The organism is Streptomyces sp. KL109B, from assembly GCF_030766935.1.
GTDB lineage: Bacteria > Actinomycetota > Actinomycetes > Streptomycetales > Streptomycetaceae > Streptomyces.
Map to the genome: position 1 here is coordinate 183,491 of NZ_JASERL010000005.1, position 19,662 is coordinate 203,152.

Genomic DNA, 19,662 nt, shown 5'->3' on the forward strand with positions numbered 1-19,662 from the left:
TCATGCGTATTAGTGTGGTGGATGTCGGTTCGAACACGGTGCGGCTCGCGATCGCGGACGCGCGCGACGGGGCGCCGCTGCCGGTGCACACGGCCAAGCGGCGGTTACGGCTCGCGGAGTTGGTCGACCGCGACCGCAGACTGGGGCCGCCCGCCGTGGAGCGGTTGGTCGAGGCGGTGCGGGCGGCCGTCGCGGAGGCCGAACGCTGGGGCAGCGACGAACCGTTCGCGTTCGCCACGGCCATCGTCCGGGACGCGCCGAACCGGGACGAGGTGCTCGACGCCGTCGAGGCGGGTACCGGGGTGCGGTTGCGGGTGCTGCCGGGTGAGGTGGAGGCCGAGCTGACGTTTCTCGCGGCGCGGCGCTGGATGGGGTGGCGGGCCGGGCCGCTCGGCGTCCTCGACATCGGGGGCGGCTCGCTCGAAGTGGCCTTCGGGCGGGGCCGGTTGCCGGAGTTCGCGATTTCGCTGCCGCTCGGGGCGGGGCGGCTCACGCGGGAGCATCTGCCGGGGGACGGGGTGCCGCCGTCGGAGAAGGAGCTGAAGGCGTTGCGGCGGCATGTGCGGCATCAGTTGCGGGATGTCGCGGCGCGGATCCGTTGGGAGGGGCCGCTGACGGCTGCCGCCACGTCTCGTACGTTCACGCAGTTGGCGCGGTTGTGCGGGGCGGCGCCGGGGCGGCACGGGCCGTTCGTTCCTCGGCGGTTGAGCCGGAAGGCGTTGGGGGTGGCGGTGGCGGAGCTGGCGGTGTTGCCGGCGGAGCGGAGGGCGGAGTTGCCGGGGATTTCGGCGCCGCGCGCCGCGCAGTCCCTGGCGGGGGCGTTGGTGGGGCATACGGCGATGAAGTTGATGGGGATGCGGGAGCTCACGGTGTGTCCGTGGGCGATCCGCGAGGGCATTCTGCTGCGCCGCATCGAGGGCGACCCGGGCTGGGCCCCACCGGGGCTCCGTCCCGCACCCCGCTGCTCAATCGCCGCAGGGGCTTGATGTGTCGACGCAACCCGCCCCGACGGCCCCACCGCACGGGGCTCCGCCCCGGCCCCCGCTGCTCAATCGCCGCAGAGGCTTGAACGTGGCCGCCACCGCCTTGGGCAATCTGCCGCCTTGGGCGGCAGGGTGGGCAAGGCGGCCCCCGGTGCCGGGTGCTCAGGGCGGAGGCGTCACCCCGTTTCCCGGACCAGGGCCACGGCTCGGGCCAAGGTGTTCAGGCGGGCGTGAAGCGTGTCGCCCGCCGGGTACAACCGCACCGTGTCCACCCCGGCGTCCCGCCACACCCTCAACCTCTCCCGCACCATGCCCTCCGTACCAATAAGCGTCGTCGCGAGCACCATGTCGTCCGTGACCAGCAACGCCGCCCCGTCCCGGTCCCCCGCCTGCCACCGCTCCCGCACCGCCGCCGCGACCTCCGCCCACCCCTGCCTGCTGTACGCCCGGTTGTAGAAATTGGTCGTGGCGGAGCCCATCCCACCGAGGCTGAACGCGAGTTCCTTCTTCCGGCTGCCCACGACGGCGGCCAGCGTCTCCTCGTCCTCGACGAAGTTCACCTCCGCGCCCTGACAGACGTCGAGGTCACCCCTCGTCCGCCCGGCCGCCGCGAGCCCCGCGTCGAGGTGGTCGAAGTACGCCTCCTTAGCGCCCTCCGGGACGAAGCTCGTACCCAGCCACCCGTCGGCGACCTCCCCGGTCAGCCGCAGCATCTTCGGTGACAACGTGGCCAGGTAGATGGGGAGTTCATGTTCCGCGCGCATCGAAAGGCGCATGGGTCGGGCGTCCCCACCCGGCAACGGCAGCGTGAACTCCCGGCCCTCGTAGGCGATCTTCTCGCCCGTCATCGCCATCCGCACGATCTCGACGGTCTCCCGCATCCGCCCCAGCGGCCGCGCGAACGGCACCCCGTGCAGCCCCTCGATCACCTGCGGCCCGGACGGCCCGAGCCCCAGCAGGAAGCGGCCTTCGGAGATGTTGGACAGCGTGATCGCCGCGCGGGCGATCGCGGCGGGCGTGCGCGTGGCGAGCTGGATGATGCCGGAGCCGAGCAGCATCCGCTCCGTGCGCGCCGCCAAGTAGCCGAGCGCGGAAGGCGCTTCGGAGCCCCACGCCTCGGCCACCCAGCAGATGTCGAGGCCCAGCTTCTCCGCCTCGGTGACGAAGTCGACGGTCTCCCGCCAGTTCCCGCCGGACGCCTCGACGGTGGTGGAGGTGCGCATCAGTGCCCCGCCCCCTCGGCCAGGGCCTTGAGCCCGTCGAGCGTCGCGTCGATGCTCCGCTCCCACTCCCCGAGCCGTACGTGGACGATCTTCTGCTCCTTCTCCGGCATCCGGTCGATGGCGTACGAGAGGCCGGAGCGCCCCGGCCCCATCCGCGCCCACTGCGTGAGCACCGTCGATCCGCCCTCACCCGCCTCCAGCGTGAACCGCCATACGGCACTGGGCTGTTCGACGTCCCCCACCGCCCACGCGAAGACCCGGCCCTCCTCGCGCTCGACGACGTACGACGTGGTCTCCCACGCCCCGAACGCCTCGTGCCGGTTGCGTCCGACGAAGCGGGCGCCGACGCCGCGCGACCCGTCCAGCCAGTCGGCCGACTGGAGTTCGGCGCTGAAGCGCGGCATGAGGCCGATGTCCGTCACCAGCTCCCAGACCCGGCCCGGCGGCGCCGCGATCGTGCGCCGCGCCTCGACCGTCGGTGTGTCCGCGTACCGCGCGCCCGTCCACTCCACCGTGCTCCACCTCTCCGTAGAACCGCCTGTGACCACGAGAGTTTCGTAGATGGACTCACTGCGTCAAGAGCAACAAGCGATCCGTGCCGACGGATTCGACGCGTGTTCAGCGCGTGAAGCGCTCCGCGATCTCCGGCCGCCGAGCGAGCTTCTCCGGATAGCCGGGCCCCATCCGGGCCCGCGTGTCATCGGCGGTCATCGGCTCCCCGCAGTGCCCGCACACCACGGCGGCCTCGCCCTCGTGGCCGCACCGGTCGTGCTCGAAGACGACGGGCGCGCCCTCGTCCCCGGACAGCCAGCGGTTGCCCCATGCGTTCATGGCGGCGAGGACGCCGAAGAAGTCGCGGCCCTTCTCCGTGAGCACGTAGTCGTGCCGTACGGGGGCGGTGTCGTAGGCGCGCTTCTCCATCAGGCCCGCCTCGACGAGGCGGCGCAGCCGCTCCGCGAGCGTCGTCCGCGCGATGCCCAGCTCCTGCTGGAACACGTCGAAGCGGGTGATCCCGTAGAACGCCTCGCGCAGCACGAGCGGCGTCCACCAGTCGCCCAGGAGGTCCATGGTGCGGGCGATGGAGCAGGGCCAGTCGGCAAAGGATGTGCGCCTCATGACCGTCAGGATACGGAGGCGGCGCGAGTGCGTCCGCAGACGAGACGGAGGAGGTCGCGGCGGGCACCGGTCGGAGTGACGTTCGCCATGAAGCCCGCGCGCCCATTGTGGGAGGACCGCCCGCATGATCACCTGAAAGGACGCCAACGCACCGAGCAGGAGGCCCCGTTGTTCGCTTCAGTGGACGAAGTCACCACGCGCCTGGCCGAGACCGGCTATCTGGCCTCGCCCGCCGTGGCGACCACCGTCTTCCTGGCCGCGAGGCTCGGCAAGCCGCTGCTCGTCGAGGGGCCCGCGGGCGTCGGCAAGACGGAGCTGGCGAAGGCGGTCGCGGAGATCAGTGACGCGCGCCTGATCCGGCTCCAGTGCTACGAGGGTGTCGACGAGAGCCGCGCGCTCTACGAGTGGAACCACGCCAAGCAGCTGCTGCGCATCACGGCGGGCCGCGACGAGACCTGGGACCAGACCCGCACCGACATCTTCAGCGAGGAGTTCCTCCTCTCCCGCCCGCTGCTCACCGCGATCCGCGGCGACGACGCGAAGGTCCTGCTCATCGACGAGATGGACAAGGCGGACGTGGAGGTGGAGGGCCTGCTGCTCGAAGTGCTCTCCGACTTCCAGGTGACGGTTCCGGAGCTGGGCACCATCGCCGCCACCCAGCACCCCTTCGTCGTCCTCACCTCCAACGCGAGCCGTGAGCTGTCCGAGGCGCTGCGCCGCCGCTGCCTCTTCCTCCACATCGGCTTCCCGGAGGAGGAGTTGGAGCGCCGCATCGTGGCCCTGAAGGTGCCCGAGCTCGACTCCGTGCTCGCCGAGTCCCTCGTACGGGTCGTGGGCGCGCTGCGCGCCATGGATCTGCGCAAGGTGCCCTCGGTGGCGGAGACCGTGGACTGGGCGCGCACGCTGCTCGCGCTCGGCGCGGACCGCCTGGACGAGGAGGTCGTACGGGCGTCCCTCGGCGTCGTACTGAAGCATCAGGAGGACGTGAACACGGCGACGGCCAAGCTCGACCTGGACGCGGTGTGAGCGCCGAGCCTTCGGTCACCGACCGCGTCACCTCCCTCGTACGGGCGCTGCGCGCGCACGGCATCCGGATCGGTACCGGCGAGAGCGTGGACGCCGCGCAGGCGGTCGCCGCGCTCGGCCTCGACAGCCGGGACCATCTGCGGGAGGGCCTGGCGTCCGCGCTGCTGCACGACCACGGGCAGCGCGCGGTCTTCGACCCGGTCTTCGACGTGTACTTCCCGCGCGCGGTGGGTGCGCCGGGGGCCACTGCCGGCGACCGGGACAGTCTGCGCGAGCGGCTGACCGAGGCACTCGCCACGAACGACCGCGCGGCGATCGCCCGCCTCGCGGCCGAGGCGCTTGACGCGCTGGGCGGCTACGACGCGAACGGCTGGTCCTCGCAGCAGACCCTGAACCGGCTGCGTCCGCAGACCCTCCTCGCCCCCGCCATGTCGGCCATCCGGGCCGGCGGCAGCGGCCAGTCCGGGGCGTTCACCGACCGGATCGAGGCGGACGAGGTCCGCCGCCGCATCGAGGAGTTCCGCGAAGGGGTGCGCGGCGAGGCCCGCCGCAGGGTCGCGGAGGCCCGCAACCGTGACGAGCTGGCGCGCCGCATGCCGGTGCAGACGCCCGACCGCACCGTGTTCCTCTACGCGGACAAGGCCCAGCTCGCCGAATTGCGCCGCACCGTCCACCCCTTGGCGCGCAAGCTGGCGACCCGGCTCGCGGCCCGCAGGCGGCGCGCGGCCCGCGGCCGCATCGACCTGCGCCGCACGCTGCGCGGTTCGCTGTCCACGGGCGGCGTCCCGATGCGCCCCGTCCTGCGCAAGCGCCGCCCGTCGCGTCCGGAGCTGGTGCTCCTGTGTGATGTGTCGGGCTCGGTGGCCGGGTTCGCGAACTTCACGATGCTGCTGGTCCAGGCCCTGCACGACCAGTTCAGCAAGATCCGTGTCTTCGCCTTCGTGAACCGGATCGACGAGGTCACCGACCTCATCGCGCACGGCGCCGCCGACGCGGACGGGCTCGGCGCCCGGATCTCCTCCGAGGCGACGCTGACCGGCTGGCACGGCAGCAGCGACTACGGCACGGCGCTCGGCGAGTTCGTCGAGCGCTACGAGTCCGCCGTCGGCCCCCGCAGCACCGTCTTCGTCCTCGGCGACGCCCGCAACAACCAGCAGAGCCCCAACCTCCCGGCGCTGCGCCGCGTCGCCCGCGCCGCCCGCCGCACGTACTGGCTCAACCCGGAACCCCGCTCCCAGTGGGACACGGGCGACTCGGCGGCGGCCACGTACGCGGAGGTCGTGCCCATGCACGAGTGCCGCAACGCGCGGCAGCTGAGCGCGCTGGTGGGGCGCCTGCTGCCCGTATAGCGTGGCCGAAAGGTGCCACGACCGGGACGGAGGCCTCGATGCAGGCCGCGATGAAGGCCGTGCCGAAGGCGGACGGCCGCGACGCGTTCTTCGACAACGCGAAGTACCTGGCGATCGTCCTCGTCGCGCTCGGTCACGCCTGGGAGCCGCTGCGCGGGGACAGCCGCGCGGCGTCCGCGCTCTACTTCACGGTCTATACGTTCCACATGCCGGCCTTCATCGTGATCTCCGGCTACTTCTCGCGCTCCTGGGACGCCGGCCCGCGACGGATGAAACGCCTCGTCACGGGCGTGCTCGTGCCGTACGTGATCTTCGAGATCGCGTACACCTTCTTCAAGCGCACGGTCGGCGACGACCCGGACTACCCGATCACCCTGCTCGACCCCTGGTATCTGACCTGGTTCCTGATCGCGCTGTTCATCTGGCGCGTCACCACCCCACTGTGGAAGATCATCCGCGCTCCGCTGCCACTGTCCCTCGCCATCGCCGTGCTCGCCGCCGTCTCCCCCGACATCGGCGACGACCTCGACCTCCAGCGGGTGCTGCAGTTCCTGCCGTTCTTCGTGCTGGGCCTGTGCCTGCGGCCGGAGCACTTCAGCCTGGTGCGGCGCCGCGAGGCCCGGATCATCGCCGTGCCGGTGTTCGCGAGCGCGCTGCTCGTGGCGTACTGGGCGGCGCCGCGGATGACCGCCGCCTGGTTCTACCGCCGCGACAGCGCGCAGGAACTGGGGGCGCCTGGCTGGACGGGCGCGGTGATGACGCTCGCCCTGTTCGGCTGCTCGGTGATCCTGATGGCCTGCTTCTTCGCGTGGGTTCCGGGCCGCCGCATGTGGTGCACGGCGCTCGGCGCGGGCACCCTGTACGGCTATCTGCTGCACGGCTTCCTGGCGAAGGGCTCGCGCTACTGGGGCTGGTACGACCACCACTGGATCCACACGCCGCTCGGTGAGATCACCGTCACCGTGATCGCGGCGACCGTCATCACGGTGCTGTGCACCCGGCCCGTGCGATGGCTGTTCCACTGGGCCATGGAGCCCGAGATGAAGTGGGCCTTCAAACCGGAGCCCGAACGCTCCGACAGCGGCGGCCGCCAGGAGACCCGTACATAGGAAACCGGGCCACTCGGGTACGTCGCGGTTTCCTCGGCGCAACGCCGCGGAAACACCTCCTCCCTAGCGTCCCCCTCACACCGGTCATGGCTGCAACGGCCGGTGTGCGCCCGGTGGTTGACGTACACCGGCGCTAACCAGCCGTCTTCCACCGAGCTGTGAGGAGGAACGATGGCTGTCGCCGAGCATGAGCATGCCGTCGCGCCCGCGGAGCGCGAAGCCCCGCACCCCGTCGACGTACGACCACCGCTGCGCCGGCTGGTGCCGCTGAGCCTGCAGCATCTGCTCGTCGCCTACGCGGGCATGGCCACCATGCCGCTGCTGGTGGGCACCGCACTGCACCTGCCCGAGGACCGGATCCGGCTGCTGATCAGCGCGAACCTGCTGGTCAGCGGGATCGCGACGGTGTTGCAGTCGATGGGCGTGAAGTGGTTCGGGGCGCGGCTGCCGATCGTCATGGGGTCGACGTTCACCGCGATCACCCCGGCCATTCTCATCGGCGAGGAGCACGGGCTCGCCGCGGTCTTCGGAGCCACCCTCGTGTCCGGGCTCGTGACGGTCGCCCTCGCGCCCTGGTTCGGGCGGTGGCTGCACCTGTTTCCGCCGCTGGTGACCGGGACCGTCATCGCGGTGATCGGGTTCTCCCTGGTGCCGTCGGCGGCCGGGCTCGTCGCGGGTGACGGGGACGGCGGTACCGGTGGCCGCGGGCTCGTGCTCGCGGCGGTGACGGTGCTGCTCGTCGTCCTCGTGGAACGGCTCGCGCCGCCCGCGCTCGCCCGGTTCTCGGTGCTCGTCGCGATGGCCGCGGGGACGCTGCTCGCGCTGCCGCTCGGCCTCTTCGACGGCGCGGCGGTCACCGACGCGCGCGCCGTGACGGCCCCCGATCCGACCGCGTTCGGGGCGCCCACGTTCCTCGTGCCGGCGATCGCGGCGATGCTCGTCGTGCAGCTCGTGAACATGGTGGAGTCCGTCGGCGACACCCTCGCGGTCGGCCAGATCGTCGGCCGCGGCGACGACGCTCCCACCGTCGTACGGGCGCTGCGCGCGGACGGCGCCGCCACCGTGCTGTCCGGGGCCCTCACCTCCTTCCCCGTCGTGACGTTCGGGCAGTCGGTGGGTCTGGTGAGCGTGACACGGGTGAAGAGCCGTCATGTCGTGGCGCTGTCCGGTGTGTTGATGGTGGTGCTCGCGTTCGTGCCGGTGCTCGGGGCGGCCGTCGCCGCCGTGCCGGGACCGGTGCTCGGCGGAGTGTCGCTCGTCATGTTCGGGACCGTGGGAGCGGTCGGGCTCCGCATCCTGGCGCGCGCCGAGCTGACCGAGCCGCGCAATCTCCTGACCGTCGCGCTCGCCTTCGCGCTCGGCATGATCCCGGTCGGCGCGCCGGACTTCTACGCGCCGCTCCCCTCGTACGTACGCACCGTCCTGGACAGCGGCATCGCGGTCACCGGGATCGTGGCGTTCCTGCTCAACCTGCTGTTCCACCACGCGCCCCGCCGCACGTCCCAGCACACGTCCCGCCCGCGGAAGGAAGTCACCCGATGACACACGACGTCGACGTGATCACGGATGTGACGGTGTTCAGCGGCGGGCGCTGGCTGCCGGGAACGGACGTCCACCTGGCGGACGGACGCGTGACGGCCCTCGTACCACACGGTGAACTCCCCTACGGCAGCCGCGTGTTGGACGGCTCCGGCGGACACCTCACCGCCGGCCTCGTGAACACTCACACCCACCTCTTCCAGGCCGGTCTGCGCGGCATCGGCGAGGGGCTCGGACTGCTCGCGTGGCTGAGCGCCGTCGGCGAGGAGGCGGCGCTGCTCACCCCCGAGCGGGCCTACGCGACCGCTGCCGCCGCGGCTGCCGAGGCGCTGCGCTCCGGCACCACCACGCTCGTCGAGCACATGTGGCCGCACCCCTCGCCCGAGGTGCACGACGCGGTGCTGCGGGCACTCAAGGACAGCGGTGTGCGGGCGGTGCTGTGCCGGGGCGTCGCCGACCGGGTGGACCGAAGCCGCAAGTGGGGCTTCGATCCCCGCCTGACGCAGCCGCTCAAGGAGGCGCTCGCGCACACCGACGAACTGATCGCCGCGGCACACGGCAGCCGGGTGGACATCGGCGTGGCCGTGCCCAATCCGCGGTGCCTGACGCCGGACGGAATGGCCGAGGTACGCGCGTACGCCGACGAACGCGCCCTGCCCGTCTCACTGCACCTCCTCGAAACCACCACGGACGACTCGATGTGCCGTGAGCACACGGGAGTCGGCGCCGTCGAGTATCTGGAGCGCGCCGGGTTCCTGTGGGAGCGGCTGCTCGCCGTGCACTGCGTGGAGCTGGACGCGGCGGGCCGCGCGACGCTCGCCGAGCACGGTGTCGGTGTCTCGTACAACCCGCTCAGCAACATGCGGCTCGGCAGCGGCATCGCCCCCGTGCCCGCGATGCTGGAGGCGGGCCTGGACGTCGGCCTCGGCGTCGACGGGGCCGCGAGCAATGACACGCAGGACATCCTGGAGGCGCTGCGGATCGGCGCGTATCTGCAACGGGCGGCGCACCGCAAGGCCGAACTGTTCGGCTTCCCCGAGATGTTCGCGCTGGCGGCGGGCGGCGCGAACCGGGTGCTCGGCCTGGAGGAGAACGTGGACGGCGGCATCCGCGTCGGCCTGCGCGCCGACCTCGTCCTGCACCGCTTCGACCGCGACTACGCCTGCCTTCCCGTACGTGACCCGGGGGCGACGCTGCTGACGTGCGCGGGCAGCAGGACGGTGGCGGCGGTGCTGGTCGACGGCGAGGTACTGGTCCGCGACGGCGAACACGTCCACCTCCCGTCCCAGGAACTGGCGGCGAACCTCGCGCATTCACGCCACTACGGCGACTGAGCAGGCCTTTCAAGCCCCTGCGGCGATTGAGCAGCGGGGCCCGGGGCAGAGCCCCGCGACCGCAACCACGAGTCACCTCAAGGAGCGACACCCGCAATGAACACGTACACCCTCGACGAACTGGCCAAGGAAACCCGCATGGGCGGCGCCGGAACGGAGACCGCCGCCCGCGAGATCCGCCGCATCGACCTCACCGACTTCGACACCCGCAAGGCGGAGATCACCGAGGAGTTGTGGTCCGCCGCGACGGACATCGGCTTCTTCCAGCTCGTCAACCACGGCATCGAACAGGACACCGTGGACGGCGCGTTCGCCGACGCCGCCCGCTTCTTCGCGCTGCCGGAGCACACCAAGGCCCGGCACGCCCTGAAGAAGGGCCTCAACTCCGGCTGGGAGTCCATGACTCAGGTACGCCCGTCGATCGGTACGCCGGACCAGAAGGAGTCGTACCAGCTGACCCGCCCGCACATGGAAGGACTGTGGCCGGACGACGCGCTGCCGGAGTTCCGGGAGCGCACGCTCGCCTTCGAGGCACGCTGCCGCGAACTCGCGATGCGCGTACTCGGCTGCTTCGCCGACAAGTTGGGCCTGCCCGAGGGCTTCTTCGCACGGGCCCACGACCCGGCGAGCGCGCAGTACCAGTCGACGCTGCGGATGCTGCACTACTTCGCCGTGCCCGAGGACGCCGAGATCCCGGCGGACGTGTGGCGGGCGGGCGCGCACACCGACTTCGACTGCCTCACCCTGCTGTTCCAGCGGGACGGGCAGGGCGGCCTGCAGGTGTGTCCGGGGAAGGAGGCCGAGGCGCAGGAGTGGACACCGGTCGAGCCCGCCGACTCCGTCATCACCTGCAACATCGGTGACATGCTGACGCGTTGGAGCGACGACCGCCTGCCGTCGAACTTCCACCGGGTGAGGTCCCCGGGCCCCGGCGACGACCGCTCCGCCCGCTACAGCATCGCGTTCTTCGCGCAGGCGGACCGTGACGTGCTGATCGAGGGACCGCGGCACCGCTACCCGCCGATCACCGCCGCCGACTACATCCAGCAACGGATCGCAGCCAACTTCACCAACTAGGGCCCGCGCCCGGCGTCAACATCACGCTCGTCGGCGGGAGTTCGCGGCGACGACGCGGATCGTCCGCAGGGACGGGTCCGCCGGGTCCGGCACGTTCATGCCCGCGTCGACGCCGGTGCGCAGATACGCGATCACGGGCTCGGCCAGCCGCTCCCCCGGCAGCACCGTCGGGATGCCCGGCGGGTACGGGGTGGCCATCTCGGCGGCGATCCGTCCGGCGGCGCGTTCCAGGGGGATCTCCTCGGTCGGCCCGAAGTAGGCGTCGCGCGGCAACATGGCCTGCTCCAGGCGGAGTTCGGCGGGTTTCGGCACCGCCACCCGCGGGGCGTCGCGCAGTTCGGCGCGGTGCTCGACGACGTCCCGCAGTCCGTCGAGGAGCGCGGCGAGCGTCGCCGGGGAGTCGGCGTGGGTGAGCTGGGCGCCGACTCTGCGGTGGTCGGCGATGTGCAGATCGAGGGCGCGGTGGGCGCGCAACCAGTCGGCGACGCGGTAGCCGCTCGTGTCGAGGTCCGCGACGTCGATGAGGACGGGCAGCGGGTCGAGGTCGTACCCGAGGCCCGGGCCGGTGAGGGCCTCGCGCCCGTACACGTGCAGCCCTTCGATGGCGTCGATGGCCCGCCGCGCCTCCTTCGCCAGGTCGAGGGCGTCGCCGAGGAGTTCGCGGCCGTGCAGCCGCATCTGGCGGCGCCAGGCGTCGAGGCCCGCGTAGATCAGGACCGAGGGGCTGGTGGTGCCGAGCAGGTCGGCGCGGGAGGTGAGGGTGGCCGGGTCGATGAGGTCGCCGCGCAGATGGCACACCGAGCCCTGCTCCAGGCCGCTGCCCATCTTGTGGATGCTGGTGACACACACGTCGGCGCCCGCGTCCATCGCCCACGCCGGAAGGCCGGGGTGGAAGGGCAGGTGCGCGCCCCACGCCTCGTCGACGATCAGCGGCCTGCCGCGGGCGTGGCACACCTCGGCGAGCCGGGTGAGGTCGGCGCAGGTCCCGTACGGGGTGGGGCTCGTGACGAGCGCTCCGCGCGCGTCCGGGTGGCGGTCGAAGGCCTCCTCGTACGCCTGCGGGGACGGCGGGTGCGCGAGGCCCCGCTCGGCGTCCCACCCCGGTTCGACCCACACGGGGTCGATGCCGCACAGGATCAGCCCGCTCACCACGGACTTGTGGGCGTCACGGCCGATGAGCAGCCGCTCGCCGGGGCCCGCGACGCTCAGCGTCGCGGCCTTCACCGACAGGGAGCTGCCGCACGTGGTGAAGAAGGTGTGGTCGGCGTGGACCGCGTCGGCCATCAGCTCCTCGGCGCGCAGCAGCACGTGTCCGCGGGTCCTGCGGTCGTCGAGCCCGCCGGACGCGAGCACGTCCGAGTGGAACACGGCGTCGCCCAGCACTCTCCTGGCCTGCTCGTCGGCGCCGCGAGCCTGCTTGTGGCCGGGCGGCGTGAAGGCGAGCCGGCCGTGCGAACGGTAGGAGTCGAGGGCTTCGAGGACGGGGGCGACGGTGTGGTCCATGGCGACCGGGTACCGGGCATCGGCCCAGTTCATGCCTGCTCCCGTCTCGGGCATGAGGGGCGCTGCCCGGGGTACTCCGCGCCAGGTGACCGATCGGCCCGCTCCGGCCACTCGACCCGGCGCCGCAGCCCCAGCTTCCAGGATCACTACAGCCAGCCGGCGCTGTTCTGGCACAGCATGGCGGACCGGGAGAAGGAGCACATCGTCGCGGCGTTCCGCTTCGAGCTCGGCGAGCTCGGCGAGCTCGGCAAGGTGAACGCGCTCGCGGTGCGCTCCCGCACCGTCGACGAACTCACGTATGTGAACACGGAGTTGGCGCAGCGGGTCGCGCGGGGCGTCGGCGTCCCGGTGCCGGACGGCGGCCGGGAACCCGGCCCGTACAAGTCGTCCTCGCCCGCGCTCAGCCTGGAGGCGCAGCGCGGCGACGGTTCGATCCGGACGCGGCGGATCGCGGTCCTGGTGACGGACGGCGTGGACGCGGCGCAGGTGACGTCGGCGCAGGTGACGTCGGCGCGCGAGGCGCTCGCGGCCGAGGGCGCGGTCGTCGAGGCGATCGCCCCGGCGGACCGCTCGGTCACCGGCTCCGACGGCACGGAGTACCGGGTCGACCGGGCGCTGCCCACGGTCGCCGCGGCGCTGTACGACGCGGTGCTCGTGCCGGCCGACCAGGGCGTCGTGACGGACACGGCGCCGGGCGCGGCCGGGGACGAGTTCCTCCGCGGGTTCACCCGGGCCGTGGCCGAGCACCGGCACCGGGACCGCGCCCCGGTCCGGTTGTGACGGTTCGCACCGGTTCTGTCGTCCGTCTTCGGTACCCCTTGCACGAGGCACCGTCCGGGCGCCCCGGACACGACGCTTGATCAGCCCGTTCAGGGGGACTCGTGCGCCATGACCGAGAGCACATCCGTACGCGGCTCGTACTGGATCGAGTCCGCTCCGGGGCGCCCCTTCCCGCCCCTGGAGCGGGACGTGAACGTGGACGTCGCCGTGATCGGCGCCGGTATCGCAGGGCTGAGCACCGCGTGGGAGCTGACGCGGTGCGGGCTGAGCGTGGCCGTCCTGGAGGCGGGCCGGATCGCCGAGGGGGGGGCAGCGGCCACACGTCGGCCAAGCTGTCCGCGCTGCACACGCTGGTGTACGAACGGTTGCGGCGCAGTCGTGGCGCCGAGGCCGCCCGGCTGTACGCACGCTCCCAGACGCAGGCCGTGGAGCACGCCGTCGAGGTGTCCGAACTCATCGGCGTGGACTGCGAGTTGAGGGACGACCATGACCGACGACAAGCGCCACGAGCACGAGACGGACCAGGAGGAGGCCCATGGCGACGACTCGTGAGCCGGGCGGGGAACCGAAGGAGCCCACGGACCTCTCGGCCGGCTCGTGGTGGGCGGTGCTGCGCCGCACCGCCAAGGAGTCCATCGACGACGACCTGCGGGACCGGGCGGCCACCCTGACGTACTACGGCGTCCTCTCGCTCTTCCCGGCGCTGCTCGTCCTGGTGTCGCTGCTCGGCGTGGTCGGCGAACGCGCCACGGAAAGCCTCCTGAACAGCTTCCGGCACCTCACACCCGGCCCGGTGCGCGACCTGCTCAACGACGCCGTACAGCAGTTGCAGGACAGCGGCGGGGCGAGCGGGGTCGTCGCGGCGGTGAGCCTGCTGACCGCGATCTGGTCGGCCTCCGCGTACGTCGGCGCGTTCATCCGCACCGCGAACGCCGTCTACGACCTGCCGGAGGGCCGTCCCGCGTGGAAGCTGACGCCGCTGCGGCTCGCGCTGACGGTGGCGCTGATGGTGCTGCTGGCGGCGAGCGCGGTGATCGTCGTGTTCACGGGGCCGCTCGCGCGCCGCGCCGGTGACGCGCTCGGGGTGGGCGACGCGGCGCTGCTGACGTGGAACATCGCGAAGTGGCCGGTGCTCCTCGTCCTGGTGGTCCTGACGGTGGCGCTGCTGTTCTGGCGCGCCCCCAACGTCCGCGGCCCCGGCTTCCGCTGGCTCAGCCCCGGCAGCCTGCTCGCCGTGCTGCTGTGGCTGCTGACCTCCGGCGGATTCGCCCTGTACGTCGCCGGATTCGGCTCGTACAACAAGACGTACGGCACCCTCGCCGGCGCCGTCATCTTCCTGGTCTGGCTGTGGCTGTCGAACCTGGCGGTGCTGCTCGGCCTGGAATTCGACGCGGAACTGGCCCGCCAACGCGCCATCACCGCCGGCCACCCCGAGTCCGAGGAACCCTACGTAAAACCCCGCGACACCCGAAAGTGGCCCCACCAATCAGGCCCTCACCCATCAAGCCCCCGCGACGATTGAGCGCCACAATCCGGACCAGCGCAACAAATCAAGCCCCCGCGGCGATTGAGCGGCGGGGTCCGGGGCAGAGCCCCGGGGCCGCAACCCCGTCGCCGCCCGCACAGACCCCGAGCCCACTCACACGCCCCGGTGAATCGCCCCCTCCCCCACCCGGAGGGGAACCCCACTGCCACCCCGCCGCGCAGCGACAATCTCCGCCCCAATGGACACCGCCGTCTCCTCCGGCGTCCGCCCCCCGATATCCAGCCCTATAGGGGACCGCAACCGCTCCAACTCCCCTTCACTCAGCCCCACTTCACGCAACCGCTCCATCCGGTCGTCATGCGTACGCCGCGACCCCATCGCCCCGACGTACGCGACCGGCAGCCGCAACGCCACCTCCAGCAGCGGCACATCGAACTTGGCGTCGTGCGTGAGGACGCACAGGACCGTGCGCTCGTCCGTGGCCGTCGAACGGAGGTAGCGGTCGGGCCACTCCACGACGACCTCGTCCGCCTCCGGGAAACGGGTGGGCGTGGCGAAGACGCCGCGCGCGTCGCACAGCGTGACGTGGAAGCCGAGCAGCTTGCCGACCTTGACGAGCGCGCCCGCGAAGTCCACCGCGCCGAACACGATCATCCGCGCGGGCGGCACGCTCGACTCCACGAACAGGGTGACATCGCCCTCACAGCGCGCCTTGCTCTGCGGCACCTCGCACAGCCCGGTGCGCCCGAGGTCGAGGTGGGCGCGGGCCTGCGCCGCGAGCCCCGCGTCGTCACCGGACGCGAGCGACCCTTCGTACGAGCCGTCGGCCCGGATCATCAACAGGCGGGCAGCGGCCGGGAGTTCACCGGGCCCGTCCAGGACCCGCGCCAGCGCCACCGCCTCGCCGCGCGCCGCGACATCGAGCGCGGCCACCACCGTCGTACGGGACGGCGAGTCGAGGCGCACCGGTTCGACGCGCACCTCGATCTCGCCGCCGCACGTGAGGCCCACGGCGAACGCGTCGTCGTCGCTGTACCCGAACCGTTCGCGCGCCGGCACCCCGTCCTCCAGGGTCCGCACGCACAGTTCGTACACCGCGCCCTCGACACACCCTCCGGACACCGAGCCGATGACCTCGCCCGCGGTGTCGACGGCGAGGGCCGCGCCGGGCGGCCGGGGCGCGCTGCCGCTCACCGATACGACGGTGGCGACGGCGAACTCCCGGCCCTGCGCGGCCCATTCGCTGAGCTGGGATGCGAGATCAAGCATTGTCGCGCCGTGCCTCCGCGAGCAGCACCCGGTCGGGGCGCAGCGGCAGATCGCGGTGCCGGACGCCGGTGGCGTGCCACACGGCGTTGCCGATCGCGGCGGCCGTGCCGACGATGCCGATCTCGCCGACGCCCTTGATGCCGACGGGGTCGTCCGGGTCGGTGTCGTCGACCCAGTGCGCCTCGACGACCGGCACGTCCGCGTTGGCGGAGAAGTGGTAGCCGGCGAAGTCGGCGCCGACGTGCCCGCCGTCCGCCGCGTCCCGCACGGCCTCCTCGTGCAGCGCCATGGAGATGCCCCACGTCATGCCGCCCACCAACTGGCTGCGCGCGGTGAGGGGGTTGATGATGCGGCCCGCGGAGAAGACACCGAGGAGGCGGCGCACCCGCACCTCACCACTGGTCACGTCGACGGCGACCTCGGCGAACTGGGCGCCGTACGAGTAGCGCTCCTTCTGCGCGAGGGCGCCGACCAGTTCGGTGGTGTCGGAGCGGACGGTGAGTCCCTCGGCGGGGATCTCGGCGGTCGGGGTGACGCGCTCGCGCAGTTCGCGGCTGGCCGCCATCACGGCCCAGCCCCACGAGCGGGTACCCATGGAGCCGCCCGAGAGCCACGCCTCGCCGAAGTCGCTGTCGGCGATCCGCACCCGCACCAGGCCCTGGTCGACGCCGAGTTCGTCGGCGGCGATCTGGGTGAGCGCGGTACGAGCCCCTGTACCGACGTCGGCCGCCGTGATGCGGACGGTGAACGTACCGTCCTGTTCGGCGGTGACGGAGGCCGTGGACGGGGCGACTCCGGACGGGAAGGAGCAGGCGGCGACGCCCGTGCCGAGGAGCCAGCGGCCCTCGCGGCGCACGCGCGGGCGCGGGTCACGGCCCTCCCAGCCGAAGCGGCGCGCCCCCTCCTCGTAACACCCGAGGAGGTTGCGGCTGCTGAAGGGGAGTCCGGAGACCGGCCCGACGTCCGGCTCGTTGCGCACGCGCAGCGCGACCGGATCCATGCCGAGCTTCTCGGCGAGTTCGTCGAGCGCGGACTCCACGGCGTAACTGCCGGGGGCCTCGCCGGGCGCCCGGACGAACCCCGGGGTCGGCAGGTCGACGGGCACCACGCGGTTCACGGAGTGGTGCGCGTCGGAGGCGTACATCACGCGCGCGTACCCGGCGCTCGCCTCGACGAACTCGCGGATGTTGGACGTCAGGGACTGTGCGTCGTGGCCGAGCGCGCGAAGCCGCCCGTCGGTGTCGGCGCCGAGCCGCACCCGCTGCGTGGTGGGGCTGCGGTAGGTGGTCAGCGCGAAGACCTGACGGCGCGTCATGGCGAGCCGGACCGGGCGCTGGAGCTGGGTCGCGGCCATCACGGCGGCGATGTGGTGCGCCGCCACGAGCTTGCCGCCGAAGGCGCCGCCGACGTGTTCGGAGCGCACGCGCACGGCGGACGGATCGAGCGAAAAGACCTGCGCGAGCTGGTCGGCGACCGCCTTGCTGCCCTGGTTGGCGTCGTACACCTCCAGGCGCCCTTCGTCCCAGCGCACGGTGACCGCGTGCGGCTCCATGGCGCTGTGGTGTGTCTCGGGGGTGGTGTAGCGCTGGTCCACGACGGCGGCGGAGGCGGCGAGTTCGGCCTCCAGGTCGCCCTTGACGGCCTCCGAGCCCTCGGGGGTGTAGGTGCCGGGGCGGTCCGCCTCGAAGGCGATGTCGTGCGGCTCGGTGTCGTACTCGACGACGAGCGCCTCGGCGGCCTCGCGGGCCTGCTCCGAGGTCTCGGCGAGGACGAGCGCGACGGGCCAGCCGGCGTGATGCACCCGGTCGTGCTGGAAGACGTGGAGAATGCCGTCGGGCGGGCCCATCAGCGTGAGGTAGTCGGTGTTGACGCGGGGCGCGTTGCCGTGGTGCAGGACGGCGAGGACGCCGGGCATGGCGCGTACGGCCTCGTCGCCGACGGAGCGGATCCGGCCGCGCGCCACGGTGGACAGCACGAGCCAGCCGTGCGCGAGGTCGGTGAACGGGAACTCGCCCGCGTACCGGGCGGCGCCCGTGACCTTCTCGCGGCCCTCGACCCGGCTGCGCCCGACGCCGGCCGAGTCCGCCCGCGCCGAGCCTGCGGATGTGGTGGTGGTCGTCGTCATCGGGTGACCTCCGGGGCGGGTGCGGTTCCGCTGAGTTCGGTCTCGCTGAGTTCGGTCAGCATCGCCACGATCAGATTGCGCATGAGTGGCACCTTGTACGTGCTGTCGGGCAGCGGCTTCGCCGCCGCGAGCTCCGCGTCGGCGGCGGCCGCGAACGCCGCGCCGTCCGCGGCCTTCCCGATCAGCGCGGCCTCCGCGGCACGGGCCCGCCAAGGCCGCGAGGCCACGGCGCCGAGCGCGATCCGGGCGTCCCGTACGACACCGTCCTGTACGTCGACGGCGGCGGCGACGGAGCCGATGGCGAAGGCGTACGAGGCGCGCTCGCGGACCTTGCGGTACTTGGAGTTCGCCGCGACGGGCGCGGGCGGCAGGGTGACGGCGGTGATGAGCGCGCCGGCCGGAAGCCCGGTCTCCAGGTGCGGGGTGTCACCGACGGGCCGATAGAAGTCGCCGAGCGCGAGTTCGCCCCGCCCCTCGGCGGTTTCGTACTCCACGACGGCGTCGAAGGCGGCGAGCGCGACACCCATGTCGGACGGGTGCACGGCCACGCAGTGCTCGCTCGCGCCGAGGATCGCGTGGTTGCGGTGTTCTCCCTCGACAGCCGGGCAACCGCTCCCCGGCACCCGCTTGTTGCACGGCTTGCTGACGTCGGTGAAGTAGCCGCAGCGGGTGCGCTGCAGCAGATTCCCGCCGACGGTCGCCATGTTGCGCAGCTGCCCCGAGGCCCCGGCAAGCACGGCCTGTGCCAACGCCGGGTAGCGACGCCGCACTTCAGGATGGGCGGCAAGGTCGCTATTGGTCACAGTGGCCCCGATCCGCAGCCCACCGTCGGCGGTCACCTCGATCTCACCCAACGGCAGCTCCCGCACATCGACGAGCCGCGCGGGCCGCTCCACGCCGCTCTTCATCAGGTCGACGAGATTGGTGCCACCGCCGAGGAAACGGGCCTCGGGGTCGGCGCCGAGCACGGCGACGGCACCCGGCACATCGGCCGCCCGCTCATATCCGAACTCCCTCACGCCACAGTCTCCTTCGCGTTCGCGTCCGCGTCGCCGCCCGCCCGCGCGGCGGCCTGGGTGACGGCCCGCACGATCGAGACGTACGCGCCGCAGCGGCACAGATTCCCGCTCATCCGCTCCCGGATCTCCTCCGGGCTCAGCGGCGCCGGACCCGCCTCGGGCCGTACGTCGCCGGTGGCCGCGGACGGCCAGCCCGCGGCGTGCTCCTCCAGGACGCCGAGCGCCGAACAGATCTGGCCGGGCGTGCAGTAGCCGCACTGGTACCCGTCCAGCTCGACGAACGCCTCCTGCACCGGGTGCAGTTCGCCGTCCGGGCCCGCGACGCCCTCGATGGTGGTGACCTCGCGGCCCTCGGCGGCGACCGCGAACTGCAGACAGGCCACGGTCCTGCGCCCGTCGACCAGCACCGTGCAGGCGCCGCACTGCCCCTGGTCGCAGCCCTTCTTCGTACCGGTCATGTCGAGCCGCTCGCGCAGGGCGTCGAGCAGCGTGGTGCGGTGGTCGACGGGCAGCGTGTGCTTCTCCCCGTTGATGTTCAAGGTGACGACGCTTGACGTAGCGGACACGGTCGTGCCGCCGATGTCAGCTGGGGGCATGGGTGCAGCCTTCTTTCGCGTGTCTGATGCGTGGAGAATCGGCGCTGTACGAGGGTGAGTGGCAGACCGGACCCGCGTGCGGTCCGAGGTCCGCAGCCACTAGGGTGTGGTGACCCTAACCGGACAGC

General features: G+C 72.3%; 16 protein-coding genes and 2 pseudogenes. 10 read left to right on the forward strand and 8 right to left on the reverse strand.

Translation table 11 applies throughout. The annotated features are described in order from the left end of the window. Nucleotides 1-2 precede the first annotated feature (2 nt). Nucleotides 3-986 carry a Ppx/GppA family phosphatase gene (locus RBJ65_RS18935; protein WP_306317366.1) on the forward strand — a complete coding sequence of 328 codons (984 nt, stop codon included), beginning with the start codon at nucleotides 3-5 and terminating at the stop codon, nucleotides 984-986. A gap of 173 nt (nucleotides 987-1,159) precedes the next feature. On the opposite strand, the gene RBJ65_RS18940 is transcribed toward RBJ65_RS18935, so the two are convergent. The 3 genes from RBJ65_RS18940 to RBJ65_RS18950 form a co-directional block, all read right to left on the reverse strand. Next, nucleotides 1,160-2,206 carry an LLM class flavin-dependent oxidoreductase gene (locus tag RBJ65_RS18940; RefSeq protein WP_306317367.1) on the reverse strand — a complete coding sequence of 349 codons (1,047 nt, stop codon included), beginning with the start codon at nucleotides 2,204-2,206 and terminating at the stop codon, nucleotides 1,160-1,162. Continuing rightward, entirely contained in the window at nucleotides 2,206-2,718 is a 513-nt protein-coding gene (locus RBJ65_RS18945) for an SRPBCC family protein (RefSeq protein WP_306317368.1), read from the reverse strand. The genes RBJ65_RS18940 and RBJ65_RS18945 overlap by 1 nt, the downstream gene beginning before the upstream one ends. A 106-nt stretch (nucleotides 2,719-2,824) precedes the next feature. Beyond that, complete coding sequence (locus tag RBJ65_RS18950) at nucleotides 2,825-3,322, reverse strand: helix-turn-helix domain-containing protein (protein WP_306317369.1); 498 nt, start codon at nucleotides 3,320-3,322, stop codon at nucleotides 2,825-2,827. A 168-nt stretch (nucleotides 3,323-3,490) separates the two neighbouring features. Between RBJ65_RS18950 and RBJ65_RS18955 the strand changes: the two genes are divergently transcribed. From RBJ65_RS18955 to RBJ65_RS18980, 6 genes are all read left to right on the forward strand, one after another. Beyond that, complete coding sequence (locus RBJ65_RS18955) at nucleotides 3,491-4,348, forward strand: MoxR family ATPase (RefSeq protein WP_306317370.1); 858 nt, start codon at nucleotides 3,491-3,493, stop codon at nucleotides 4,346-4,348. Then, nucleotides 4,345-5,697 carry a VWA domain-containing protein gene (locus RBJ65_RS18960; RefSeq protein WP_306317371.1) on the forward strand — a complete coding sequence of 451 codons (1,353 nt, stop codon included), beginning with the start codon at nucleotides 4,345-4,347 and terminating at the stop codon, nucleotides 5,695-5,697. The genes RBJ65_RS18955 and RBJ65_RS18960 overlap by 4 nt, the downstream gene beginning before the upstream one ends. A gap of 38 nt (nucleotides 5,698-5,735) precedes the next feature. Continuing rightward, complete coding sequence (locus RBJ65_RS18965) at nucleotides 5,736-6,806, forward strand: acyltransferase family protein (RefSeq protein ID WP_306317372.1); 1,071 nt, start codon at nucleotides 5,736-5,738, stop codon at nucleotides 6,804-6,806. 171 nt (nucleotides 6,807-6,977) lie between these two features. Further along, nucleotides 6,978-8,348, forward strand: coding sequence for a uracil-xanthine permease family protein (locus RBJ65_RS18970; protein WP_306317373.1), 1,371 nt, complete (start codon nucleotides 6,978-6,980; stop codon nucleotides 8,346-8,348). Next, on the forward strand, nucleotides 8,345-9,679 hold the full coding sequence (locus RBJ65_RS18975) for an amidohydrolase family protein (protein WP_306317374.1): 1,335 nt from the start codon (nucleotides 8,345-8,347) through the stop codon (nucleotides 9,677-9,679). The genes RBJ65_RS18970 and RBJ65_RS18975 overlap by 4 nt, the downstream gene beginning before the upstream one ends. Before the next feature lie 96 nt (nucleotides 9,680-9,775). Next, nucleotides 9,776-10,756 carry an isopenicillin N synthase family oxygenase gene (locus RBJ65_RS18980; protein ID WP_306317375.1) on the forward strand — a complete coding sequence of 327 codons (981 nt, stop codon included), beginning with the start codon at nucleotides 9,776-9,778 and terminating at the stop codon, nucleotides 10,754-10,756. A 21-nt stretch (nucleotides 10,757-10,777) separates the two neighbouring features. Here the strand turns inward: RBJ65_RS18980 and RBJ65_RS18985 are convergent, their stop codons facing one another. Continuing rightward, entirely contained in the window at nucleotides 10,778-12,292 is a 1,515-nt protein-coding gene (locus tag RBJ65_RS18985) for an aminotransferase class I/II-fold pyridoxal phosphate-dependent enzyme (protein ID WP_306317376.1), read from the reverse strand. Nucleotides 12,293-12,316: 24 nt separating this feature from the next. On the opposite strand from RBJ65_RS18985, the pseudogene RBJ65_RS18990 reads away from it, so the two are divergent. From RBJ65_RS18990 to RBJ65_RS19000, 3 genes and pseudogenes are all read left to right on the forward strand, one after another. Beyond that, nucleotides 12,317-13,039 (forward strand): annotated as a pseudogene (locus RBJ65_RS18990) (catalase-related domain-containing protein); the annotation flags it as partial. 108 nt (nucleotides 13,040-13,147) lie between these two features. Beyond that, nucleotides 13,148-13,512 (forward strand): annotated as a pseudogene (locus RBJ65_RS18995) (FAD-dependent oxidoreductase); the annotation flags it as partial. A 62-nt stretch (nucleotides 13,513-13,574) separates the two neighbouring features. Next, nucleotides 13,575-14,561, forward strand: coding sequence for a YihY/virulence factor BrkB family protein (locus tag RBJ65_RS19000; protein ID WP_306317377.1), 987 nt, complete (start codon nucleotides 13,575-13,577; stop codon nucleotides 14,559-14,561). 117 nt (nucleotides 14,562-14,678) lie between these two features. Here the strand turns inward: RBJ65_RS19000 and RBJ65_RS19005 are convergent, their stop codons facing one another. From RBJ65_RS19005 to RBJ65_RS19020, 4 genes are read right to left on the reverse strand one after another with little or no spacing between them, the layout of a single operon-like run. Next, on the reverse strand, nucleotides 14,679-15,794 hold the full coding sequence (locus tag RBJ65_RS19005; RefSeq protein ID WP_306317378.1) for an XdhC/CoxI family protein: 1,116 nt from the start codon (nucleotides 15,792-15,794) through the stop codon (nucleotides 14,679-14,681). Next, on the reverse strand, nucleotides 15,787-17,919 hold the full coding sequence (locus RBJ65_RS19010; RefSeq protein WP_306317379.1) for a xanthine dehydrogenase family protein molybdopterin-binding subunit: 2,133 nt from the start codon (nucleotides 17,917-17,919) through the stop codon (nucleotides 15,787-15,789). The genes RBJ65_RS19005 and RBJ65_RS19010 overlap by 8 nt, the downstream gene beginning before the upstream one ends. After that, complete coding sequence (locus RBJ65_RS19015) at nucleotides 17,916-18,938, reverse strand: xanthine dehydrogenase family protein subunit M (protein WP_306317380.1); 1,023 nt, start codon at nucleotides 18,936-18,938, stop codon at nucleotides 17,916-17,918. The genes RBJ65_RS19010 and RBJ65_RS19015 overlap by 4 nt, the downstream gene beginning before the upstream one ends. Beyond that, nucleotides 18,935-19,534 carry a (2Fe-2S)-binding protein gene (locus RBJ65_RS19020; protein WP_306317381.1) on the reverse strand — a complete coding sequence of 200 codons (600 nt, stop codon included), beginning with the start codon at nucleotides 19,532-19,534 and terminating at the stop codon, nucleotides 18,935-18,937. Before RBJ65_RS19020 ends, RBJ65_RS19015 begins: the two co-directional genes overlap by 4 nt. Between the last annotated feature and the right edge of the window lie 128 nt (nucleotides 19,535-19,662).

Excerpts from the sequence above, each read along its gene's own strand:
- RBJ65_RS19020 (WP_306317381.1), bottom strand. The coding sequence starts at position 19,534 with ATGCCCCCAGCTGACATCGGCGGCACGACCGTGTCCGCTACGTCAAGC.
- RBJ65_RS18950 (WP_306317369.1), bottom strand. The coding sequence starts at position 3,322 with ATGAGGCGCACATCCTTTGCCGACTGGCCCTGCTCCATCGCCCGCACC.
- RBJ65_RS19010 (WP_306317379.1), bottom strand. The coding sequence starts at position 17,919 with ATGACGACGACCACCACCACATCCGCAGGCTCGGCGCGGGCGGACTCG.
- RBJ65_RS19005 (WP_306317378.1), bottom strand. The coding sequence starts at position 15,794 with ATGCTTGATCTCGCATCCCAGCTCAGCGAATGGGCCGCGCAGGGCCGG.
- RBJ65_RS18935 (WP_306317366.1), top strand. The coding sequence starts at position 3 with ATGCGTATTAGTGTGGTGGATGTCGGTTCGAACACGGTGCGGCTCGCG.
- RBJ65_RS18965 (WP_306317372.1), top strand. The coding sequence starts at position 5,736 with ATGCAGGCCGCGATGAAGGCCGTGCCGAAGGCGGACGGCCGCGACGCG.
- RBJ65_RS18975 (WP_306317374.1), top strand. The coding sequence starts at position 8,345 with ATGACACACGACGTCGACGTGATCACGGATGTGACGGTGTTCAGCGGC.
- RBJ65_RS18970 (WP_306317373.1), top strand. The coding sequence starts at position 6,978 with ATGGCTGTCGCCGAGCATGAGCATGCCGTCGCGCCCGCGGAGCGCGAA.
- RBJ65_RS18980 (WP_306317375.1), top strand. The coding sequence starts at position 9,776 with ATGAACACGTACACCCTCGACGAACTGGCCAAGGAAACCCGCATGGGC.
- RBJ65_RS19000 (WP_306317377.1), top strand. The coding sequence starts at position 13,575 with ATGGCGACGACTCGTGAGCCGGGCGGGGAACCGAAGGAGCCCACGGAC.
- RBJ65_RS18985 (WP_306317376.1), bottom strand. The coding sequence starts at position 12,292 with ATGAACTGGGCCGATGCCCGGTACCCGGTCGCCATGGACCACACCGTC.
- RBJ65_RS18940 (WP_306317367.1), bottom strand. The coding sequence starts at position 2,206 with ATGCGCACCTCCACCACCGTCGAGGCGTCCGGCGGGAACTGGCGGGAG.